Origin of the sequence: Martelella lutilitoris, from assembly GCF_005924265.1 — a bacterium.
Classification (GTDB): Bacteria; Pseudomonadota; Alphaproteobacteria; order Rhizobiales; family Rhizobiaceae; genus Martelella; species Martelella lutilitoris.
The window spans coordinates 20,920-37,282 of the sequence record NZ_VCLB01000003.1 but is presented as its reverse complement, the minus strand read 5'-3'; the positions used below and the strand labels follow the sequence as shown (position 1 = coordinate 37,282).

Sequence of the window (16,363 nt, the reverse complement as noted above, 5' to 3'; positions counted from 1 at the left end):
TCACATTTCCGGTACGGTGAGCTCCGCCACGTCGCCCTCGATGTGAAGGGGCGCGCCGGTCAGCGCCTGCAGTTCGTCGAAGGACAGGGCGGCAAGTTTCTCGCGGAGAACGAAATGGCCGTCGGTGATATCGATGACGGCAAGCGAGGTGTAGACCCGCGTGACGCAGGCCACGCCCGTGAGCGGCAGCGAGCAGCTTCTCACCAGCTTTGGCGCACCCTTCTTGGTCACGTGGTCGGTGACGACGGCGACGCGCCTTGCGCCATGGACGAGGTCCATCGCCCCGCCGACGGCGGGAACGCCGCCCTTGCCGGTCGACCAGTTGGCAAGGTCTCCGTTCTCGGCCACTTCGTAGGCGCCAAGGATGGCGACATCCAGATGGCCGCCGCGCACCATGGCGAAACTGTCGGCGTGGTGGAAGAAGGCCGTACCGGGGCGCAGCGTGATCGCCTTCTTGCCGGCATTGATGAGGTCCCAGTCCTCCTCGCCCGGTTCCGGCGCGGGCCCGAAATCGAGCACGCCGTTTTCGGTGTGGAAGATCGCCTGCCGGCCCTCGGGTTGGAATTTCGCCACCATTTCGGGAAAGCCGATACCGAGATTGACATAGGCGCCGTCCTCGATGTCCTGGGCGGCGCGCCAGGCGATCTGGGCATTGGAAAGCTTGATGTCGTCGACGGAAATCATGGGTAGACGGCCTCCTGCCGGGTGAGGAGTTCCTCCTGCGCGGGCGCGGCGACCTCGACGACGGAGGAGACGAAGATGCCGGGCGTGATTACCTGCTCGGGGTCGATGCCGCCGGGCGCGACAACGCGGCTCGCCTGGACGATGGTGGTTGTCGCGGCCATCGCCATCAGCGGATTGAAGTTGCGCGCCGCCATGCGGTAGGTGAGGTTGCCGTGGGTGTCGGCCGTTTCCGCCTTGATCAGCGCGAAATCGGCTTTCAGCCAGCGCTCCTGCACGTAGGGCCGTCCGTCGAATTCGGCGACCGGCTTGCCGTCGGCAAGTTCGGTGCCGTAACCGGTCGGCGTATAGAAGGCGGGTATGCCGGCGCCGCCGGCGCGGATCCGCTCGGCGAGCGTGCCTTGCGGCACCAACTCCAGCTCGATCTTTCCGGCAAGATAGCGTTCGTTGAACACCGTGGCGTTTGAGGAGCGCGGAAAGGAGCAGATCATCCGGCGCACGCGGTTCTGCTCGATCAGGGCCGCAAGCCCGACATGACCGTTGCCGGCATTGTTGTTGATGACCGTGAGGTCCTTTGCGCCCTGGTCAATCAATGCATGAATGAGCTCGATCGGCGCGCCCGATCCGCCGAAACCGCCGATCATGACGGTGGCGCCGTCGAAGATGGGCTGAACGGCTGCTTCAATCGAGGAAATTGTCTTGTCCATGATGTCGACCTCCTACCGACGACCCGGACTTTAGGGGCAAGTCGGACGAAAGTCAGTTTGAAAGTTCACATGGCGAATTTTGTTCGTATGACGAGCTTCAGCGTGCGTCAGGCGAACGGCAGCGCGGCACCCTCAGCCGTCTATCCTTGCACGAAGGCGTTCAGGGTTTGGCAGGGCCGCGAGGATCGGCATCATCAGGGCAAAGAGTTCCGCCTGGGACGATATCCCGCAGCGCTGGTAAAGCTGCCTTCTGAAGACCTTCACCGTGTGGGTGCTGAGCCCGAGCCTTGCGGCAATGGAGAGCGAGGAGTGTCCCTTGAGGATCAGAAGGGCGACTTCGGTCTGCCGCCGCGTCAGCGTGACGCCGTGGCTCTCCTGCATGCCGCAGAAAAGCGCCGCAAGCACATCCTCCTCGCTCGGCGCGCTGCCGGCGGCGCGGATTTCGCTCCAGTTCCGAGTCGAAAGGGCGTTGACGACCGGCGCGACCTGTCGGGCGCGGGCAAGCGTGGCAGTTGAGAACCGCCGTCCGGAGGTGGCATCGCGCCCGAGGCAGATGTGGAGCGAAACATCGCTCGCCGGCGCGGCGACAAAGGCGATTTCGTCCACCAGCGTCGTCGCCCGGTAATAGGTCATGTAGTAGTCCGACCGGCTGAACTGGTCCGGCGCGATGTCGCTCAACCGATAAAGACCGTCTGGCGCGCGCCGGGCATGGAGCGCGTAGAAGGGGTCGAGCAGGTACGAGCCGGCGCGGTAAACCGTATCGAAGCCGGCATGCACCGATTTCTCCCGGGCTTCCGTATAGAGCCCCGTCGGCGGACTTCCGTCCGCATAGGCCAGAATGGTGATGTTGTCGAAGGCAAGCGCCAGGCGCAGCCAGGCCGCAAGCGACGGCGCAAACCCTTCGCTGTGAAGCGCGGCAATGGCATCGCCCAGCAATATTTCGGCCTGACCCGGCGGGACGCGCATACTACCTCCATGGGGTTATATACTCCTCATTTATCCATGATTAGCCTCTGCTTCAATATCAGGTGGTATAGGGCAGCCAGGCGGTCCCTGTCCGCCTCAACGTTATGACCAAAAAGCGGAACAGTGGAGAACAGCATGGCAATCGACCTTCCGGTGCTTACACGCGACATTCTCAAGAGCGACGACCATCTCGTCCAGTCGTTCGCCGATCTCAACGCGCTGAAACAGCAGGGCGCGCGCACGGCCATCGTCAGCGCCAAGGGTACGATGGTAACCGACAGCGACGGCAATGAACTGATTGATGGCATCGGCGGGCTGTGGTGCGTCAATGTCGGCCACGGGCGGCGCGAGATCATCGATGCCATCCGTGATCAGCTTGAAACGCTCGACTTCTATTCGACTTTCTACACCTTCACCCATCCGGCGGCCGCCGCGCTGGCGCAAAAACTCGGTCAGCTTGCCCCCGGTAACCTCAACAAGGTCTATTTCGGCAATTCCGGTTCGGTCGCCAATGATTCGGCCGTGCGCATCCTGCAGCATTATTACCGGCGCCTCGGCCGCCCGGAAAAGCGTCTGGTCCTCAGCCGCAACGGCGCCTATCACGGCTCCACCTTCCTTGCCATCGCCATGACCACGCCGGAATACTCCAAGGGCTGGGACAAGGCGGACAACATGGTCCATCATCTGAAGAAGCCGCATTACTGGCGCGAGGGCGACGGCATGAGCGAAGCCGAATTCCTCGACATGCTGATGGAGGACATGCGCGCCTCGATCGAGCGGATCGGCGCGGAAAACATCGCCTGCTTCATCGCCGAGCCGATCATGGGAGCTGGCGGGGTCATCGTGCCGCCCGAGGGCTACCACCGCCGGGCCGGGGACATCTGCCGGGCCTATGACATCAAGTTCGTCGCTGATGAGGTCGTCACCGCCTTCGGCAGGCTCGGACATTTCTTCGCATCGCAGGATGTTTTCGGCACCACGCCAGACATCATCAACACCGCCAAGGGGCTGACCTCCGGATACCAGCCGCTCTCTGCGACGATCATGAGCGACGAGATCCATGAGGTGATATCCGGGCCGGACGGCGTGTTCCTGCACGGCATGACCTATTCCGGTCATCCGGCGGCCTCGGCCGCGGCACTTGCCAATATTGCATTGATGGAACAAGAGCAGATCCCCGAACGCGTGCGCACTACCGGTAAGCTGTTCGAAAAGACGCTGAAGGCGCTGGAAGACATCGAGATCGTCGGGGAGGTGCGCGGCAGCCATTTCATGGCGGGCATCGAATTCGTCTCCGACAAGCAATCCAAGGCGCTTTTCCCCGAGGCGATGAATATCGGCATGAAGGTTGCGCGACGGGCGCAGGCCAGGGGGCTGATCGCCCGTCCGCTCGGCCATATCCTCATTCTCTCGCCGACGCTCATCCTGTCCGAGGCCGAGATCGCCCGCATCGGCGACATACTGCGCGAGAGCATTCTGGACGTGATGGCCGAGGTGCGGGGCTGAGGGCCCGCACGGCTGATTGAATTCAGAAAATCCTAAGTCCCGGGAAGAAAGACTTTAATCGACTTTAACTCCCGGGCGATGGAACATTCCCCCATAAGATTTGGGGATTTTGAATGGATAATCAGGAATTCGATTTCATCATTGTCGGCGCGGGTTCGGCCGGCTGCGTTCTTGCAAACAGGCTTTCGGCCGACAGCGCCAATCGCGTGCTGATTGTCGAGGGCGGCGGGCAGGAAAATGCCGTCAACGTCTCGGTGCCCGCCGGCATCCTGTCGCTCTATGGCAACCCCAAATATGACTATGCCTATGTCGGCGTGCCGCAGAAGGAAATGAACAACCGCCGCATTCCGGTCAATCGCGGCAAGGCGCTTGGCGGTTCCTCCACCATCAATTCCATGGTGTTCATCCGCGGCGCATGTTCAGATTATGACGAATGGGCAAACCTCGGCTGCGACGGCTGGCGCTGGGACGACGTGCTGCCGGTGTTCAAGAGCCTCGAGCGCAACATGAACGGCCAGTCGCCCGACTGGCACGGTTTTGACGGCGAGCTTTTCGTCAACCGCGCGCGCGATCCCAATATCGTCTCGAAGATGTTCATCGCCGCCGGCCGCGCCGTCGGCCTTGCCGAAAAGACCGATTTCAACGACGGCACGATGGAAGGCGTCGGCATTTACGATGTCACCCAGAAGGACGGCAAGCGCTGGTCGTCCTATCGCGCCTTTCTGAAGCCGGTGCAGGATAGGCCGAACCTCACCGTCATGACCGGCGTCGAAACCCGCCGTCTGGTGATGGACGGCAGACGGGTTACCGGTATCGAGATTTCCGGCGCGGATGGCGTCAAGGTGCTGAAGGCAGGCCGTGAGGTCATCCTGTCGGCCGGCTCGATCGGTTCGCCGGCAATCCTGATGCGCTCCGGCATCGGGCCGGGGGCGATGCTGAAGGAGGCCGGGGTGGCGGTCGTGCATGACCTTCCGGGCGTCGGCCAGAACCTGCGCGACCATGTCGACGGGATGATCACCACGCGTTCGGCATCCACCAAGACGCTCGGCCTTTCCGTCGCCAACCTGCCGGCGATGATTGCCGCGCCGTTTCAATACCTTTTCGCCCGCAAGGGCATGCTGACAACCAATTATGTCGAGGCGGGCGGGTTTGCGAGAACGAAATATGCGGGCGCGGAACCGGACATCCAGTTCCATTTCGTCCCCGGTTATCGCAGCCATCGCGGCAGGCTGATCGAATATGGTCACGGCTATGCCATCCACACCTGCGTCCTGCGGCCGAAATCGAACGGCGAGCTGCGGCTGACGGGTGACGGCGCTGTGGAGATCGATCACCGGTTCTTCTCCGACCCGCAGGATCTCGAGACGCTGGTCGAGGGCATCAAGGTTGCCCGCGCGATCATGGCCGATCCGGTGTTCGAGCCCATTCGCGGCAAGGAAATGCTGCCGGGCCCCGATGTCGTCAGCGATGACGAGATCCGCGCCTATCTCAGGGCCGAGGCGCTGACCGTCTATCACCCGGTCGGCACGGCCAGGATGGGCACGGATGCCATGGCCGTCTGCGACCCGAAGAGCCTGAAGGTCAATGGCGTAGAGGGGCTGCGCGTTGCCGATGCCTCGGTCATGCCGACCTTGATCGGCGGCAATACCAATGTGCCCACCATGATGATCGGCGAGCGTTGCGCCCGCATGGTCCTGTCCGCCTGACAACGAGGGGGGTGGGAGCCACAGCATGCAGGACCGACGGTTGACAAGGGGCTGGCCATGATCCGCACGGGCGCTCAATACCGGGACAGCATTCGCGCCGGGCGCGACATTCACGTCAATGGCGAACGGGTCAGGGATGTTGCCGCGCATCCGATGTTCCGTCCGCTCGTGGATATCCGCGCCCGCATCTACGATATGGCGCACGAGCCGGAGACCGCCGAGGCAATGACCGTGCGGCGCGACGAGGCGCTGCAGGCCGTGGGCAACGCCATGCCCTTCAGCCAGGGCGACTGGTGGGCCAAGCGCCGCGCCGCCGACCTGGTGATGGAGACGATCGGCGGCGTCGTCACCCGCGTCGGAGACGAGACCGTCGGCGAAATGTGGTCGCTGCATGACGCGGCCGAGGCGCTGGACGAGATCGATCCGCGTTTTTCGGCGAACATCGCGCGCCATGTCGCGCGCGTCGTCAATGACGATGTCTTCCATATCTCCGCCAATGCCGATCCGAAGGGAAACCGTTCGCTGCCGCCCGTGGCGCAGGATCCCGACATGCTGCTGCACGTCGTCAGGGAAACGGATGCCGGCGTCATCGTCAGCGGCGCCAAGTTCGAGACGGCTGCCGCCTATGCCAACCAGTCCTTCACCAAGCCGACGATCGCCAATTGGGGGGACGTCGACCAGTCCGACTATGTGATCGGCTTCATCTCGGATCTCGATGCGCCGGGATTGAAGTTCATCTGTCGCACCGGGTTTGCCGGGCGCGCGCCGGCAGCGGATTATCCGCTTTCCAACCGGTTTGATGAAGTTGATACGCTCGTCGTCTTCGATCAGGTCCTGGTTCCCTGGGAAAATGTCCTTTTCTACAGGCACACGAGGGCGGCAAAGCTCGTGCGCGCCACGCTGCACCGCTACTCTGCCTTCCCCTATATCCAGCGCAACCTGAAGCTGGCCGACATGCTGATCGGCGCGGCGCTTTATAACGTGCGACAGACCGGACTTGAGCGGGAGCAGGCGGTTCAGGAAAAGCTGGCGATGCTCGCCTGCTACCGCGAGGGCATCAATGCGCATCTGACGTCGGCCATCGCGCTTGCCGAACGCAGCCCTGCCGGGCTGATGATGCCGAACCAGTCGCTCGTCTATGCGGGGCGGGTGCTTGCCTGCTCGAAGCTCAACGAGATGATGCATATCGCCCGCGAACTCTGCGGCGGCCAGATCGCCCTGACGCCGGACGCTGCCGCCTTTTCCGCACCGGAAACGGCGGATTTTCTTCAGAAATATTATTCGGTGAGCGCCGAATGGGGCGCCGAGGATCGCCGAAAGCTTCTGGCCTTTGCGCGCGACCTCCTGAATTCGGACTATGCCGGCCACCGTTTGACCTTCCAGCTCTTCGGCCAGGCGCCGCCCTTCACCCACCTTGCCGCCGTCTACCGGAATTTCGATTTTGACGGTCCGCTTGCCTTCGTCAGGCATGCGGCGGGCCTTTCGGACGAGGTGATGGACGAGAAGGCGGGCGCTGACGCTTCCTCATCCCTGTCGGCGTGGTTTTCCACCCGTCTGGCGGGCGACGGCAGGGACGCAGCGGAATGAGCCGGAACCAGAATTTGCACCTTGCACAAGAATTTCAGAAATGCCGGAAAGGACTGGGAAATGTCGGTTGAAAAAACAGAAGTGCTCGTTGTCGGCGGCGGTCAGGCCGGCATCGCGATGAGCGAACACCTGTCGAAATGCGGCGTGTCGCATCTTGTGCTGGAGCGTGACCGGATCGCCGAGCGCTGGCGCACGGCCCGCTGGGATTCGCTGGTGGCCAACGGCCCGGCATGGCATGACCGGTTCCCGGGCCTCGCCTTCGAAAGCGCCGATCCCGACAGTTTCGTGGCCAAGGACGAGATCGCCGACTACTTTGTCGACTATGTGCAGAAGATCGGCGCGCCGGTGCGCTGCGGCGTCGAGGTGACGGAGGTGCGGCGCAACCAGGGCCGTCCTGGCTTTCGCGCCGAAACATCCGAGGGCGTGATCGAGGCCGATTACGTGGTCGCGGCAACCGGCGCGTTCCAGACGCCGGTGATCCCGCCGGTCATTCCGGAAAGTGCCGGCGTCACCCAGATCCATTCTGCTTCCTACCGGCATCCCGGCCAGCTTGAAGACGGCGCAATCCTCATCGTCGGCGCGGGCTCCTCCGGCGTACAGATTGCCGAGGAGCTTCTGGAAAACGGCCGCGAGGTTTTTCTTTCTGTCGGCCCGCATGACCGTCCGCCGCGCCGTTATCGCGGCCGCGATTTCGTCTGGTGGCTCGGCGTGCTCAACAAGTGGGACATGGAGGCCGTTCCCGGTGTCGAGCATACGACAATCGCCGTCTCCGGCGCGCATGGCGGCAAGACGGTGGATTTCCGCAAACTGGCGGAACGGGGCATGGTGCTGCTTGGAAGGACCGAGGCGTGTGAGGACGGCAAGCTGCGTTTTGCCGACGATCTCAGGAAGAATGTCGAGGCGGGCGACGCCAATTATCTTTCGCTTCTGGAGGAAGCCGATGCCTATGTGGTTCGCAACGGGCTCGATCTGCCGGAAGAACCGGAGGCCCACGTGATCGGCCCGGACCCGGACTGCATTGCCAATCCCTTGCAGACGCTCGACCTTGCCGAGGCCGGCATCGCCACGGTCATCTGGGCAACTGGCTTCGGCGTCGATTATGGCTGGCTGAAGGTCGATGCGCTGGACGAAAACGGCAGGCCTGCCCATCATCGCGGCATTTCCGCCGAACCGGGGGTCTATTTCCTCGGCCTGCCATGGCAGACGCGGCGCGGCTCGTCCTTCATCTGGGGCGTCTGGCACGACGCGAAATACATCGCCGACCATATCTGCAAGCAGCGCGGCTATCTTGCCTATGAAGGGCCGGTGACCGCGAAAGCCGAAACCGTTTAACCGTTTTTTTGACCGATGGAGTGCCGGATGGCCCATACCCGTATCCGCAAGTTCAACACAAAGGACACCTATCCCGAGCAGAAGCTCGACAACGACCTCTGCCAAGCCGTCGTCGCGCGCGGCACGACGATTTTCCTGCGCGGCCAGTGCCCGCAGGATCTCGATACCGCGAAGAACATTGAAAGCCATGACCCGGTGGAGCAGACCCACAAGGTGATGCAGAATATCCGCCAGCTGATCGAGGAAGCCGGCGGCAGCATGGAGCACTTGTGCAAGGTGGTGGTCTATCTCACAGACGTGCGCCACCGCGAGGCGGTCTACCGCACCATGGGCGAATACATCAAAGGCGTTCACCCGGTTTCGACCGGCGTCGTCGTCACCGCGCTTGCCCGGCCCGACTGGCTGGTCGAGATCGACGCCACCGCCGTTATTCCGGATGCTTAGTTTCAACAGGTTAGAGCGTTCTTTGTGCGTTCGAATGGACGAACGGCGCTCTCAGGAGATGTCATGACCTTTTCCATCGTCGCCCGTTGCCGGAAAACAGGCCAGTTCGGCATGGCCATTTCATCCTCGTCGCCGGCCGTTGCCGCGCGTTGCGCCTTCGCGCGTGCGGGCGTCGGCGCGGCCGCCACGCAAAATGTCACCAACCCGGCTCTCGGTCCGGCCATGCTTGATCGTCTCGCTTCCGGAAAGGATGCGCAGACGGCGGTGGAAGAGGCGGTTTCCGGCGACGGATTTGCGGCTTACCGGCAGCTCATCGCCATCGGCCGGGATGGCCCGCCCGCCATCCATTCCGGTCCGAACGCGCTCGGCGTCTGGTCGTCAGCCAGGGGCGAGGACTGCGCGGCGGGCGGCAATCTGCTGGCGGAGGAGAGCGTTCCGCAAAAGATGGTCACAGCTTTCGATGCGTCCGACGGCACGCTTGCCGAGCGACTGATTTCCGCCATGCGGGCAGGGCTGGCCGCAGGCGGCGAGGCAGGGCCGGTTCATTCCGCCGGGCTGCTGGTCGTGGATGAGCGAGACTGGCCCTATATCGAACTGCGTTGCGACTGGCTTGCCGAGGCCTGCCCGATCGCCAATATCGCAGCCGCATTGAAGACGTATCAACCGCAGGCCGACGACTATGTGACGCGGGCGCTAAACCCGGCCGCGGCCCCTTCCTATGGCGTTCCCGGAGATGAATGATGCAAAGCCTTGAACATTACACCGAAAAAGCCGCGACGCTTTCGTTGCGCAACCAGTGCTGGATCGATGGCAAATATGTCGCCTCTGTTTCCGGCGCGCGTTTTGATAGCATCAACCCGGCAACGGGCGCGGTGCTGACCGACGTTGCGCGCGGCGGGGCCGAGGATATCGACCGCGCAGTCAAGGCCGCGCGCGCCGCTTTTGCCGATGGGCGCTGGTCGGGCAAGACGCCGGCGCAACGCAAGGAGGCGCTGCTGAAGCTCGCCGCATTGCTGCGCGAGAACCTCGAGGAATTTGCCCTGCTCGACACGCTCGACATGGGAAAGCCGATCACCGAGACGATGACCGGCGATGTGCCCGGCGCCGCCCATTTCTTCCAGTGGCATGGCGAGGCGATCGATAAACTCTATGACGAGGTCGCCCCCACGGGCGGTCGCGATCTGGCGCTGATCCGGCGCGTGCCGCTCGGCGTCATCGGCGCCGTCGTGCCGTGGAACTTTCCGCTCGACATGGCGACCTGGAAGCTTGCGCCGGCGCTGGCGGCAGGCAATTCGGTCGTGCTGAAACCGGCGGAACAGTCGCCGCTTTCGGCGCTGAGGCTCGGAGAACTGGCGGCGGAAGCCGGCCTGCCGGACGGTGTCCTGAATGTGGTTCCGGGCTTTGGCGAGGATGCCGGCCAGGCGCTCGGCCGGCATCCGGACGTGGATTGTCTGGTCTTCACCGGCTCGACCGTCGTCGGCAAGCTGTTCCAGCGCTATGCCGGCGAGAGCAACATGAAACAGGTGTGGCTGGAGACCGGCGGCAAGAGCCCGAACATCATTTTCCCTGACGCCGATCTCGATGCCGCAGCCGACATGGCCGCCTTCGGCATTTTCTACAATCAGGGCGAGGTCTGCTCGGCCAATTCGCGCATGCTCGTGCATGAGAGCATTGCCGAGGACATGCTGGAGCGGATGAAGACGCGCGCCGAGGCGATTACGGTTGGTAACCCGCTGTCGCCGGAGACGACGATGGGCGCCATGGTCGACGCCAACCATGCGACCCGCGTCGAAGGTTTCCTCAAGGCGGGGCGCGAGAGCGCGCGGCTGGTGACCGGCGGCGAACGGCTGACCATTGGCGGCTCCGACGCCTTCATCGCGCCGACGATTTTCGCTGATGTGCCGATGGAGGCGAAGATCGCCTCGGAGGAGATTTTCGGCCCGGTCCTTTCCGTCCAGACCTTCCGCGACGAGGACGAGGCCGTTGCGATCGCCAACAACACGATCTACGGCCTTGCCGCTTCCGTCTGGACCAGGGACATTTCCCGCGCTGTCTCGATGTCGGACCGGCTGCATGCCGGAACGGTCTCGGTCAACACGGTCGACGCGCTGTCGGCGATGACGCCGTTCGGCGGCATGAAACAGTCCGGTTTCGGTCGCGACCTGTCCCTGCACTCCTTCGACAAGTATTCGGCGCTGAAGACCGTCTGGATCAAGTATTGACAATTGGCTGGGCGCGGGCGCTATTGGCTTAGGGAGGGGCGAACCTGAACTATAGCTGGATTAGAGATGGCCTTACGCTTCACGCTCCGTCAACTGGAGTATTTTCTAGCCGTCGGCGAATGCGGGTCCATCGCGCTCGCCGCCGAGCGCATCAACGTCTCCTCGCCGTCGATCTCGGCGGCGATCTCCCAGCTTGAAGCCGAATTCGGCCTGAAGCTTTTCGTCCGCCGGCATGCGCACGGACTGTCGCTGACCCAGGGCGGCCAGCGCTTCATGGAACAGGTGCGTGCCCTGCTCGGCCAGGCCGCCGGCCTCAATGCGCTTGCCAACGAGATCACCGGCAATGTGCGCGGGCCGCTCAATATCGGTTGCCTGCTCACCTTCGCCCAGATCGTTCTGCCGCAGATCAGGCGCAGCTTCGTTGACCTCAACCCGGAAGTTCAGGTCCGCCAGTTCGAGCGCGACCAGGCCGAGCTTTTCGATGCGCTGCGCACCGCCCGCATCGACCTTGCGCTGACCTATGATCTCAATATTCCTTCCGACCTGACCTTCCTGCCGCTGATCGAGTTGCCGCCCTATGCGCTGATCAACGAGACGCATGATCTTGCCCACCGCGAAAGCGTGGCGCCCTCCGAGCTTGCCGAATATCCGATGGTCCTGCTCGATCTGCCAATGAGCGCGGAATATTTCCTGTCCTTCTTCAGCGCCGTCGGCGTCACGCCGCAGATTTCCGAGCGGACCCGCGACATGGCGGTGATGCGGTCGCTGGTGGCTAATGGCTTCGGCTATTCGCTTGCCAATATCCGTCCGCGGACCGATCTCGCGCCCGATGGCCGCAAGCTGCGCTTCGTGCCGCTGACCGGACCTGTCAGGGCGTTGAAACTCGGACTGCTGATGTCGGAAGGCTGGGATCAGTCGCTGACGACCAGGGCCTTTGTCGATCATGCCCGCAGCCGCATTACCGATATGGGCGCGCCGGGCATGCATGTCCGGCCAAACGGGCTCCGACGCGACTTTTAGAAATCGCGCGCCCGGTGGGTTCATCACGACTGAGGAGTTGCGAAATTGCCCGGTTCCTGGGCTGGGGCTGCCCAAGTCTGAGGCTTTTGCTTACCCCTTATGCAATTAGGCATAGCCTAATCCAGAGTTTCACAAGCCATAATTTACTTCATCCAGCGTTCCGCCAAATTGACTGCATTGCAAATGTCAAACTGGCTGCTTTCGGCGCTCTTGTCCGCTTTCCGGCGGGCCAGGCAGAAGCCGGGCAGCGGAAGTCCGGAGCTGCTTGATGGCGCGAGGCCGAGCTGTAGAAGTGTTTGAAGTGTCGAAGCATTTCGGCGACTATCAGGCGCTCGACCATGTCAGCTTCACCATTCACGAGAACGAGTTTTTCACCCTGCTCGGCCCGTCCGGCTGCGGCAAGACCACGCTTTTGCGCATGATCGCCGGTTTCGAGACGCCGTCTTCCGGCGATATCGCGCTGATGGGCGAGGTCATCGACGCGCTCCCCGCGCACAGGCGCCGGGTCAATACCGTGTTTCAGAGCTACGCCCTGTTTCCGCACATGACGCTGGCCCAGAACATCGCCTTCGGCCTCGAAAATCTCGGCTGGGAGAAGACGCGACGGCAGCAGCGGGTCGAAGAGATGCTGTCGCTCGTGCATATGGAGACGTTCGCCTCCCGCCGTCCGGCCCAGCTTTCCGGCGGCCAGCGCCAGCGCATCGCCCTTGCCCGCGCATTGGCGCCCGCACCGCAGGTGCTGCTGCTCGACGAACCGCTGTCCGCGCTCGACCTGAAGCTGAGGCAGGCGATGCGCGACGAGTTGCGCAGCCTGCAGCGCAAAACCGGCATCACCTTCATCTTCGTCACCCACGATCAGGAGGAAGCGCTCGACATGTCCGATCGCATCTGCGTGATGGGCGAGGGCAGGGTGCAGCAGATCGGCACGCCCGACGAGGTCTATGAGGAGCCGGAAAATGCCTTCGTCGCCGATTTCGTGGGCGAGACCAACTTCATGCAATGCGAGGTCCTGGGCGTCGACGGCGACAAGGCCCGGGTGAGGACGCCCTTCGGCCTTGAACTCACCGCGCCGCAAAAAGGCGTTTCAGGCGCCGGTAGCGCAACCATGTCGCTGCGACCGGAGAAGATCGGCATGGAAAACCAGGCGGTCGGCGAAATGCTGACCGGCACGGTTGCCGCCCGAAACTATATGGGCGGCTATACCCATTACACGGTCGAGACCGGCGGCGTCTCCTTGCGCGTCTTCCGGCGTAATGCCGTCTCCCACGCCGAAAGCTATGCGATCGGCCAGGAGGTCCGTGTCGGCTTCAACGGCGACAGCATCAGGATACTGGGCCGATGAGGAAGGGCGCCTTCTTCGGGCTTCTGCCCGCCTGGCTGGTGATGGCGCTGACGCTGGTCGTGCCGATCGGCATCGTCATTGCCGTCAGTCTTGCCGAGCGCGGCGCCTATGGCGGCTTCGAATGGGGCTTTTCCTTTGAGGCCTACCGCCAGATCCTGTTCACCGAAGGATGGTCGGGCGAACTCGAATTCGATCCGAAATATCTGATCATCATCGGGCGGACCGTGCTTCTGGCGGTGGCGACCATGCTGATCTGCATGGTCATCGCGCTGCCCGTCGCCTATGTGATTTCGCTTTGCAGGCCGAAGACCAAGACGCTGCTGCTCTATTTGGTCACACTGCCCTTCTGGGTCTCCATGATCGTGCGCGTCTATGCCTGGCAGATCATTCTCGGCAATAACGGCATCATCGAGAAGGCCTGGCAGCTCTTCGGCGGTGGCGATATCGGCACGCTTCTGTTCACCCCCGGGGCGATGCTGACGGGGATGGTCTACAGCTATATCCCGCTGATGGTGCTGCCGGTCTATGCGACGGTGGAAAAGCTCGACGGGGCGCTTCTGGAGGCAAGCCACGACCTCTACGCCAATCGCTGGGTAACGCTTCGCCGCATCATCCTGCCGCTCTCATGGCCTGGGCTGGCCGCAGGCGCCATTCTCGTCTTCGTGCCCGCGCTCGGCACGGTGCTCGAGCCGATGATCCTTGGCGGCGGCAAGCAGATGATGATGGGCACGCTGATCCAGACCCAGTTCGGCGGCGGGCGCAACTGGCCCTTCGGCTCGGCGGTGGCGGTCGTGCTGATGGCGATGGCCGCAATCGTGCTCACCATCAACGCCCAGCGCGCGCGCAAGAACGCGATGAAGGGGCTTTCATGAGCGAGACAGCCAATATCCGCCATTATCCGGGAAGCCGGCTGTTCACCGCCGTCTTCTTCATCTGGCTCTACCTGCCGATCGCAGTGGTCATCTGGTATTCCTTCAACGAGAACCGCATCGTCTCGGTCTGGACCGGGTTTTCGACCAAATGGTATGCGAGCGCGCTGGAGAACCGCGCCCTGCTGTCGGCGGTCGAGGTGTCGCTGACGGTTGCCGTCATCGCCACCATCTGTTCGACGCTGATTGCCCTTGCCGCCGCGCTGGTGCTGACGCGAACGCCCGGCCTGAAATTCGCGAGGCTCTCCGAAACCATCGTCAACCTGCCGCTGCTTCTGCCGGAGATCGTCGTCGCGGTCGCCGTGCTGATCCTGTTTTCCCAGCTCGGCATTTCCGACGGCATGGTCAAGCTCGCCATTGCCCACACCACCTTCTGCACGCCCTTTGCCTTCCTGCCCATCCGGGCCCGGCTCCAGGGCATGAGCCCGGATTACGACGAGGCGGCGCGCGACCTCTATGCGACGCCGATGATGGCCTTTCGCCGCGTCACGCTGCCGCTGATCGCGCCGGGACTGTTTGCCGGCATGATGCTCGCCTTCGTCATGTCGATGGATGATTTCATCACTTCGAACATGCTGAATTCCGGCGGCGCGACGACGCTGCCGGTCTACATCTTCGGTCTCGTGAAACAGGGCACGACACCGGAGCTGAACGCGATTTCCACCCTCATCATTCTCGTCTCGCTGGTTCTGGCGACGGTGGCGCTTCTTGCAAGCGCCCGCGCCATGCGACGGGAATGAGGACATCAGAAAAGTCTGGTCGGGCCTGGCCCGCCGCAAGAAGCGCAAAAGCGCCGCTAATCAAGGTAAAACGAAGGAGAGTGAACATGAAGAAATACCTCTTGGCGACAGCCGTCATTTCCGTCGCCGCCGCCACCCCCGCCCTGGCGGACGGCACGCTCAACATCTACGCATGGTCGGATTCCATCTCGCCTGAGGTCATCGAGAACTTCTCGAAGGAAACCGGCATCACCGTCAATGTCGACGCCTTCAACTCGAACGAGGACGTTCTGACCAAGCTGCAGGCCGGCGCCTCCGGCTACGATCTCGTGACGCCGTCGCAGCATTTCGTGAAGATCATGGTCGATCAGGGGCTTCTGGAGGATATCGACGCGAAAGACATGGCGGCCTTCGGCCAGGTGGATGATCGCTGGAAGGGCGAATGGTGGGATCCGGAAAACGACTATTCCATCCCGCTCGCCTATGGCACGGCCGGCTATGCGGTCAATCGCGACCTCTACAAGGGGCCGATCGACAGCTGGTCCTACTTTTTCGAGCCGTCGGAAGAGCTGAAAGGCAAGATCGCCTCACTGTCCTATCCCGATGAAGTGGTCGGCGCTGCCGAGCTCTATCTCGGCGTTCCCTTCTGCTCGGAAGACAAGTCGGAGATGAAGAAGATCTATGACCTGCTGCAGGCGCAGAAGCCTTTCGTCGCGGCCTATTCCTCCGACAATATCGAGAACCGGCTCGGCTCCGGCGAGGTTGCCATGCACTTCTGGTGGGACGGCAATGAAGGCCGTGCCCGCCGCGACGGCGCCAATCTCGAATATGCCATGCCGAAGGAAGGCCTCGTCGGCTGGATCGACAGCTTCGTCGTGCCGAAGGGCGCTGAAAACGTCGACAATGCCAAGGCCTTCATCGATTACATCTCGACCGTCGATAACGCCACGATCCAGTACAATTACTACGGCCATTCCGCGCCGGTTGCCCTGGACGAAAGCAAGGCGGTCTTCACCCCGGAAAACGCGCCGGAACTGTTCCCGACCGTGCCGGTGAAATTTTCCGAAGCCTGCAGCCCGGAAGCGCAGGATCTCGTCACCAAGGTCTGGACCGACCTGCTGCAGTAATCCGCCGGAATATCAGGACGGGCCCGGCTTGCATGCGTAAGCCGGGCCCGTCTTCCTGTCTTCAAGGAGGCCGCC

Annotated in this window: 15 protein-coding genes; 12 read left to right on the top strand and 3 right to left on the bottom strand. The window is 62.7% G+C overall.

The window, feature by feature from the left end:
• From FF124_RS05245 to FF124_RS05235, 3 genes are all read right to left on the bottom strand, one after another.
• Entirely contained in the window at positions 1-684 is a 684-nt protein-coding gene (locus tag FF124_RS05245) for a 3-oxoacid CoA-transferase subunit B (RefSeq protein WP_138747452.1), read from the bottom strand.
• On the bottom strand, positions 681-1,388 hold the full coding sequence (locus FF124_RS05240) for a 3-oxoacid CoA-transferase subunit A (RefSeq protein ID WP_138747451.1): 708 nt from the start codon (positions 1,386-1,388) through the stop codon (positions 681-683). The genes FF124_RS05245 and FF124_RS05240 overlap by 4 nt, the downstream gene beginning before the upstream one ends.
• 132 nt (positions 1,389-1,520) lie before the next feature.
• Positions 1,521-2,354 carry a helix-turn-helix transcriptional regulator gene (locus tag FF124_RS05235; protein ID WP_138747450.1) on the bottom strand — a complete coding sequence of 278 codons (834 nt, stop codon included), beginning with the start codon at positions 2,352-2,354 and terminating at the stop codon, positions 1,521-1,523.
• A 135-nt stretch (positions 2,355-2,489) separates the two neighbouring features.
• Here FF124_RS05235 and FF124_RS05230 point away from each other — a divergent pair, with 135 nt between their 5' ends.
• From FF124_RS05230 to FF124_RS05175, 12 genes are all read left to right on the top strand, one after another.
• Positions 2,490-3,860, top strand: a complete 1,371-nt coding sequence (locus FF124_RS05230; protein WP_138747449.1) for an aminotransferase class III-fold pyridoxal phosphate-dependent enzyme — start codon at positions 2,490-2,492, stop codon at positions 3,858-3,860.
• Between the two features lie 113 nt (positions 3,861-3,973).
• A complete protein-coding gene (locus FF124_RS05225) occupies positions 3,974-5,566 on the top strand; it encodes a GMC family oxidoreductase (RefSeq protein WP_138747448.1) in 1,593 nt (530 codons plus the stop codon).
• A 57-nt stretch (positions 5,567-5,623) separates the two neighbouring features.
• Entirely contained in the window at positions 5,624-7,153 is a 1,530-nt protein-coding gene (locus tag FF124_RS05220; protein ID WP_138747447.1) for a 4-hydroxyphenylacetate 3-hydroxylase family protein, read from the top strand.
• 60 nt (positions 7,154-7,213) lie between these two features.
• Positions 7,214-8,485 carry a flavin-containing monooxygenase gene (locus tag FF124_RS05215; protein ID WP_138747446.1) on the top strand — a complete coding sequence of 424 codons (1,272 nt, stop codon included), beginning with the start codon at positions 7,214-7,216 and terminating at the stop codon, positions 8,483-8,485.
• Between the two features lie 27 nt (positions 8,486-8,512).
• Complete coding sequence (locus FF124_RS05210) at positions 8,513-8,929, top strand: RidA family protein (protein WP_138747445.1); 417 nt, start codon at positions 8,513-8,515, stop codon at positions 8,927-8,929.
• A 63-nt stretch (positions 8,930-8,992) separates the two neighbouring features.
• Positions 8,993-9,670 carry a DUF1028 domain-containing protein gene (locus FF124_RS05205; protein ID WP_138747444.1) on the top strand — a complete coding sequence of 226 codons (678 nt, stop codon included), beginning with the start codon at positions 8,993-8,995 and terminating at the stop codon, positions 9,668-9,670.
• Complete coding sequence (locus tag FF124_RS05200) at positions 9,670-11,151, top strand: aldehyde dehydrogenase (protein ID WP_138747443.1); 1,482 nt, start codon at positions 9,670-9,672, stop codon at positions 11,149-11,151. Before FF124_RS05205 ends, FF124_RS05200 begins: the two co-directional genes overlap by 1 nt.
• Positions 11,152-11,217: 66 nt before the next feature.
• Positions 11,218-12,171, top strand: a complete 954-nt coding sequence (locus FF124_RS05195) for a LysR substrate-binding domain-containing protein (RefSeq protein ID WP_138747442.1) — start codon at positions 11,218-11,220, stop codon at positions 12,169-12,171.
• A 301-nt stretch (positions 12,172-12,472) separates the two neighbouring features.
• On the top strand, positions 12,473-13,513 hold the full coding sequence (locus FF124_RS05190; protein ID WP_210237439.1) for an ABC transporter ATP-binding protein: 1,041 nt from the start codon (positions 12,473-12,475) through the stop codon (positions 13,511-13,513).
• Positions 13,510-14,385: an ABC transporter permease gene (locus FF124_RS05185; protein WP_138747440.1), complete on the top strand. Its 876-nt coding sequence runs from the start codon at positions 13,510-13,512 to the stop codon at positions 14,383-14,385. The genes FF124_RS05190 and FF124_RS05185 overlap by 4 nt, the downstream gene beginning before the upstream one ends.
• The gene (locus tag FF124_RS05180; protein ID WP_138747439.1) at positions 14,382-15,182 is read left to right on the top strand and encodes an ABC transporter permease; all 801 of its coding nucleotides are present in this window, start codon (positions 14,382-14,384) and stop codon (positions 15,180-15,182) included. Before FF124_RS05185 ends, FF124_RS05180 begins: the two co-directional genes overlap by 4 nt.
• A gap of 86 nt (positions 15,183-15,268) precedes the next feature.
• Entirely contained in the window at positions 15,269-16,288 is a 1,020-nt protein-coding gene (locus FF124_RS05175) for an extracellular solute-binding protein (protein WP_138747438.1), read from the top strand.
• Positions 16,289-16,363 lie beyond the last annotated feature (75 nt).

Excerpts from the sequence above, each read along its gene's own strand:
- FF124_RS05245 (WP_138747452.1), bottom strand. The coding sequence starts at position 684 with ATGATTTCCGTCGACGACATCAAGCTTTCCAATGCCCAGATCGCCTGG.
- FF124_RS05240 (WP_138747451.1), bottom strand. The coding sequence starts at position 1,388 with ATGGACAAGACAATTTCCTCGATTGAAGCAGCCGTTCAGCCCATCTTC.
- FF124_RS05235 (WP_138747450.1), bottom strand. The coding sequence starts at position 2,354 with ATGCGCGTCCCGCCGGGTCAGGCCGAAATATTGCTGGGCGATGCCATT.
- FF124_RS05230 (WP_138747449.1), top strand. The coding sequence starts at position 2,490 with ATGGCAATCGACCTTCCGGTGCTTACACGCGACATTCTCAAGAGCGAC.
- FF124_RS05225 (WP_138747448.1), top strand. The coding sequence starts at position 3,974 with ATGGATAATCAGGAATTCGATTTCATCATTGTCGGCGCGGGTTCGGCC.
- FF124_RS05220 (WP_138747447.1), top strand. The coding sequence starts at position 5,624 with ATGATCCGCACGGGCGCTCAATACCGGGACAGCATTCGCGCCGGGCGC.
- FF124_RS05215 (WP_138747446.1), top strand. The coding sequence starts at position 7,214 with ATGTCGGTTGAAAAAACAGAAGTGCTCGTTGTCGGCGGCGGTCAGGCC.
- FF124_RS05210 (WP_138747445.1), top strand. The coding sequence starts at position 8,513 with ATGGCCCATACCCGTATCCGCAAGTTCAACACAAAGGACACCTATCCC.
- FF124_RS05205 (WP_138747444.1), top strand. The coding sequence starts at position 8,993 with ATGACCTTTTCCATCGTCGCCCGTTGCCGGAAAACAGGCCAGTTCGGC.
- FF124_RS05200 (WP_138747443.1), top strand. The coding sequence starts at position 9,670 with ATGCAAAGCCTTGAACATTACACCGAAAAAGCCGCGACGCTTTCGTTG.
- FF124_RS05195 (WP_138747442.1), top strand. The coding sequence starts at position 11,218 with ATGGCCTTACGCTTCACGCTCCGTCAACTGGAGTATTTTCTAGCCGTC.
- FF124_RS05185 (WP_138747440.1), top strand. The coding sequence starts at position 13,510 with ATGAGGAAGGGCGCCTTCTTCGGGCTTCTGCCCGCCTGGCTGGTGATG.
- FF124_RS05180 (WP_138747439.1), top strand. The coding sequence starts at position 14,382 with ATGAGCGAGACAGCCAATATCCGCCATTATCCGGGAAGCCGGCTGTTC.
- FF124_RS05175 (WP_138747438.1), top strand. The coding sequence starts at position 15,269 with ATGAAGAAATACCTCTTGGCGACAGCCGTCATTTCCGTCGCCGCCGCC.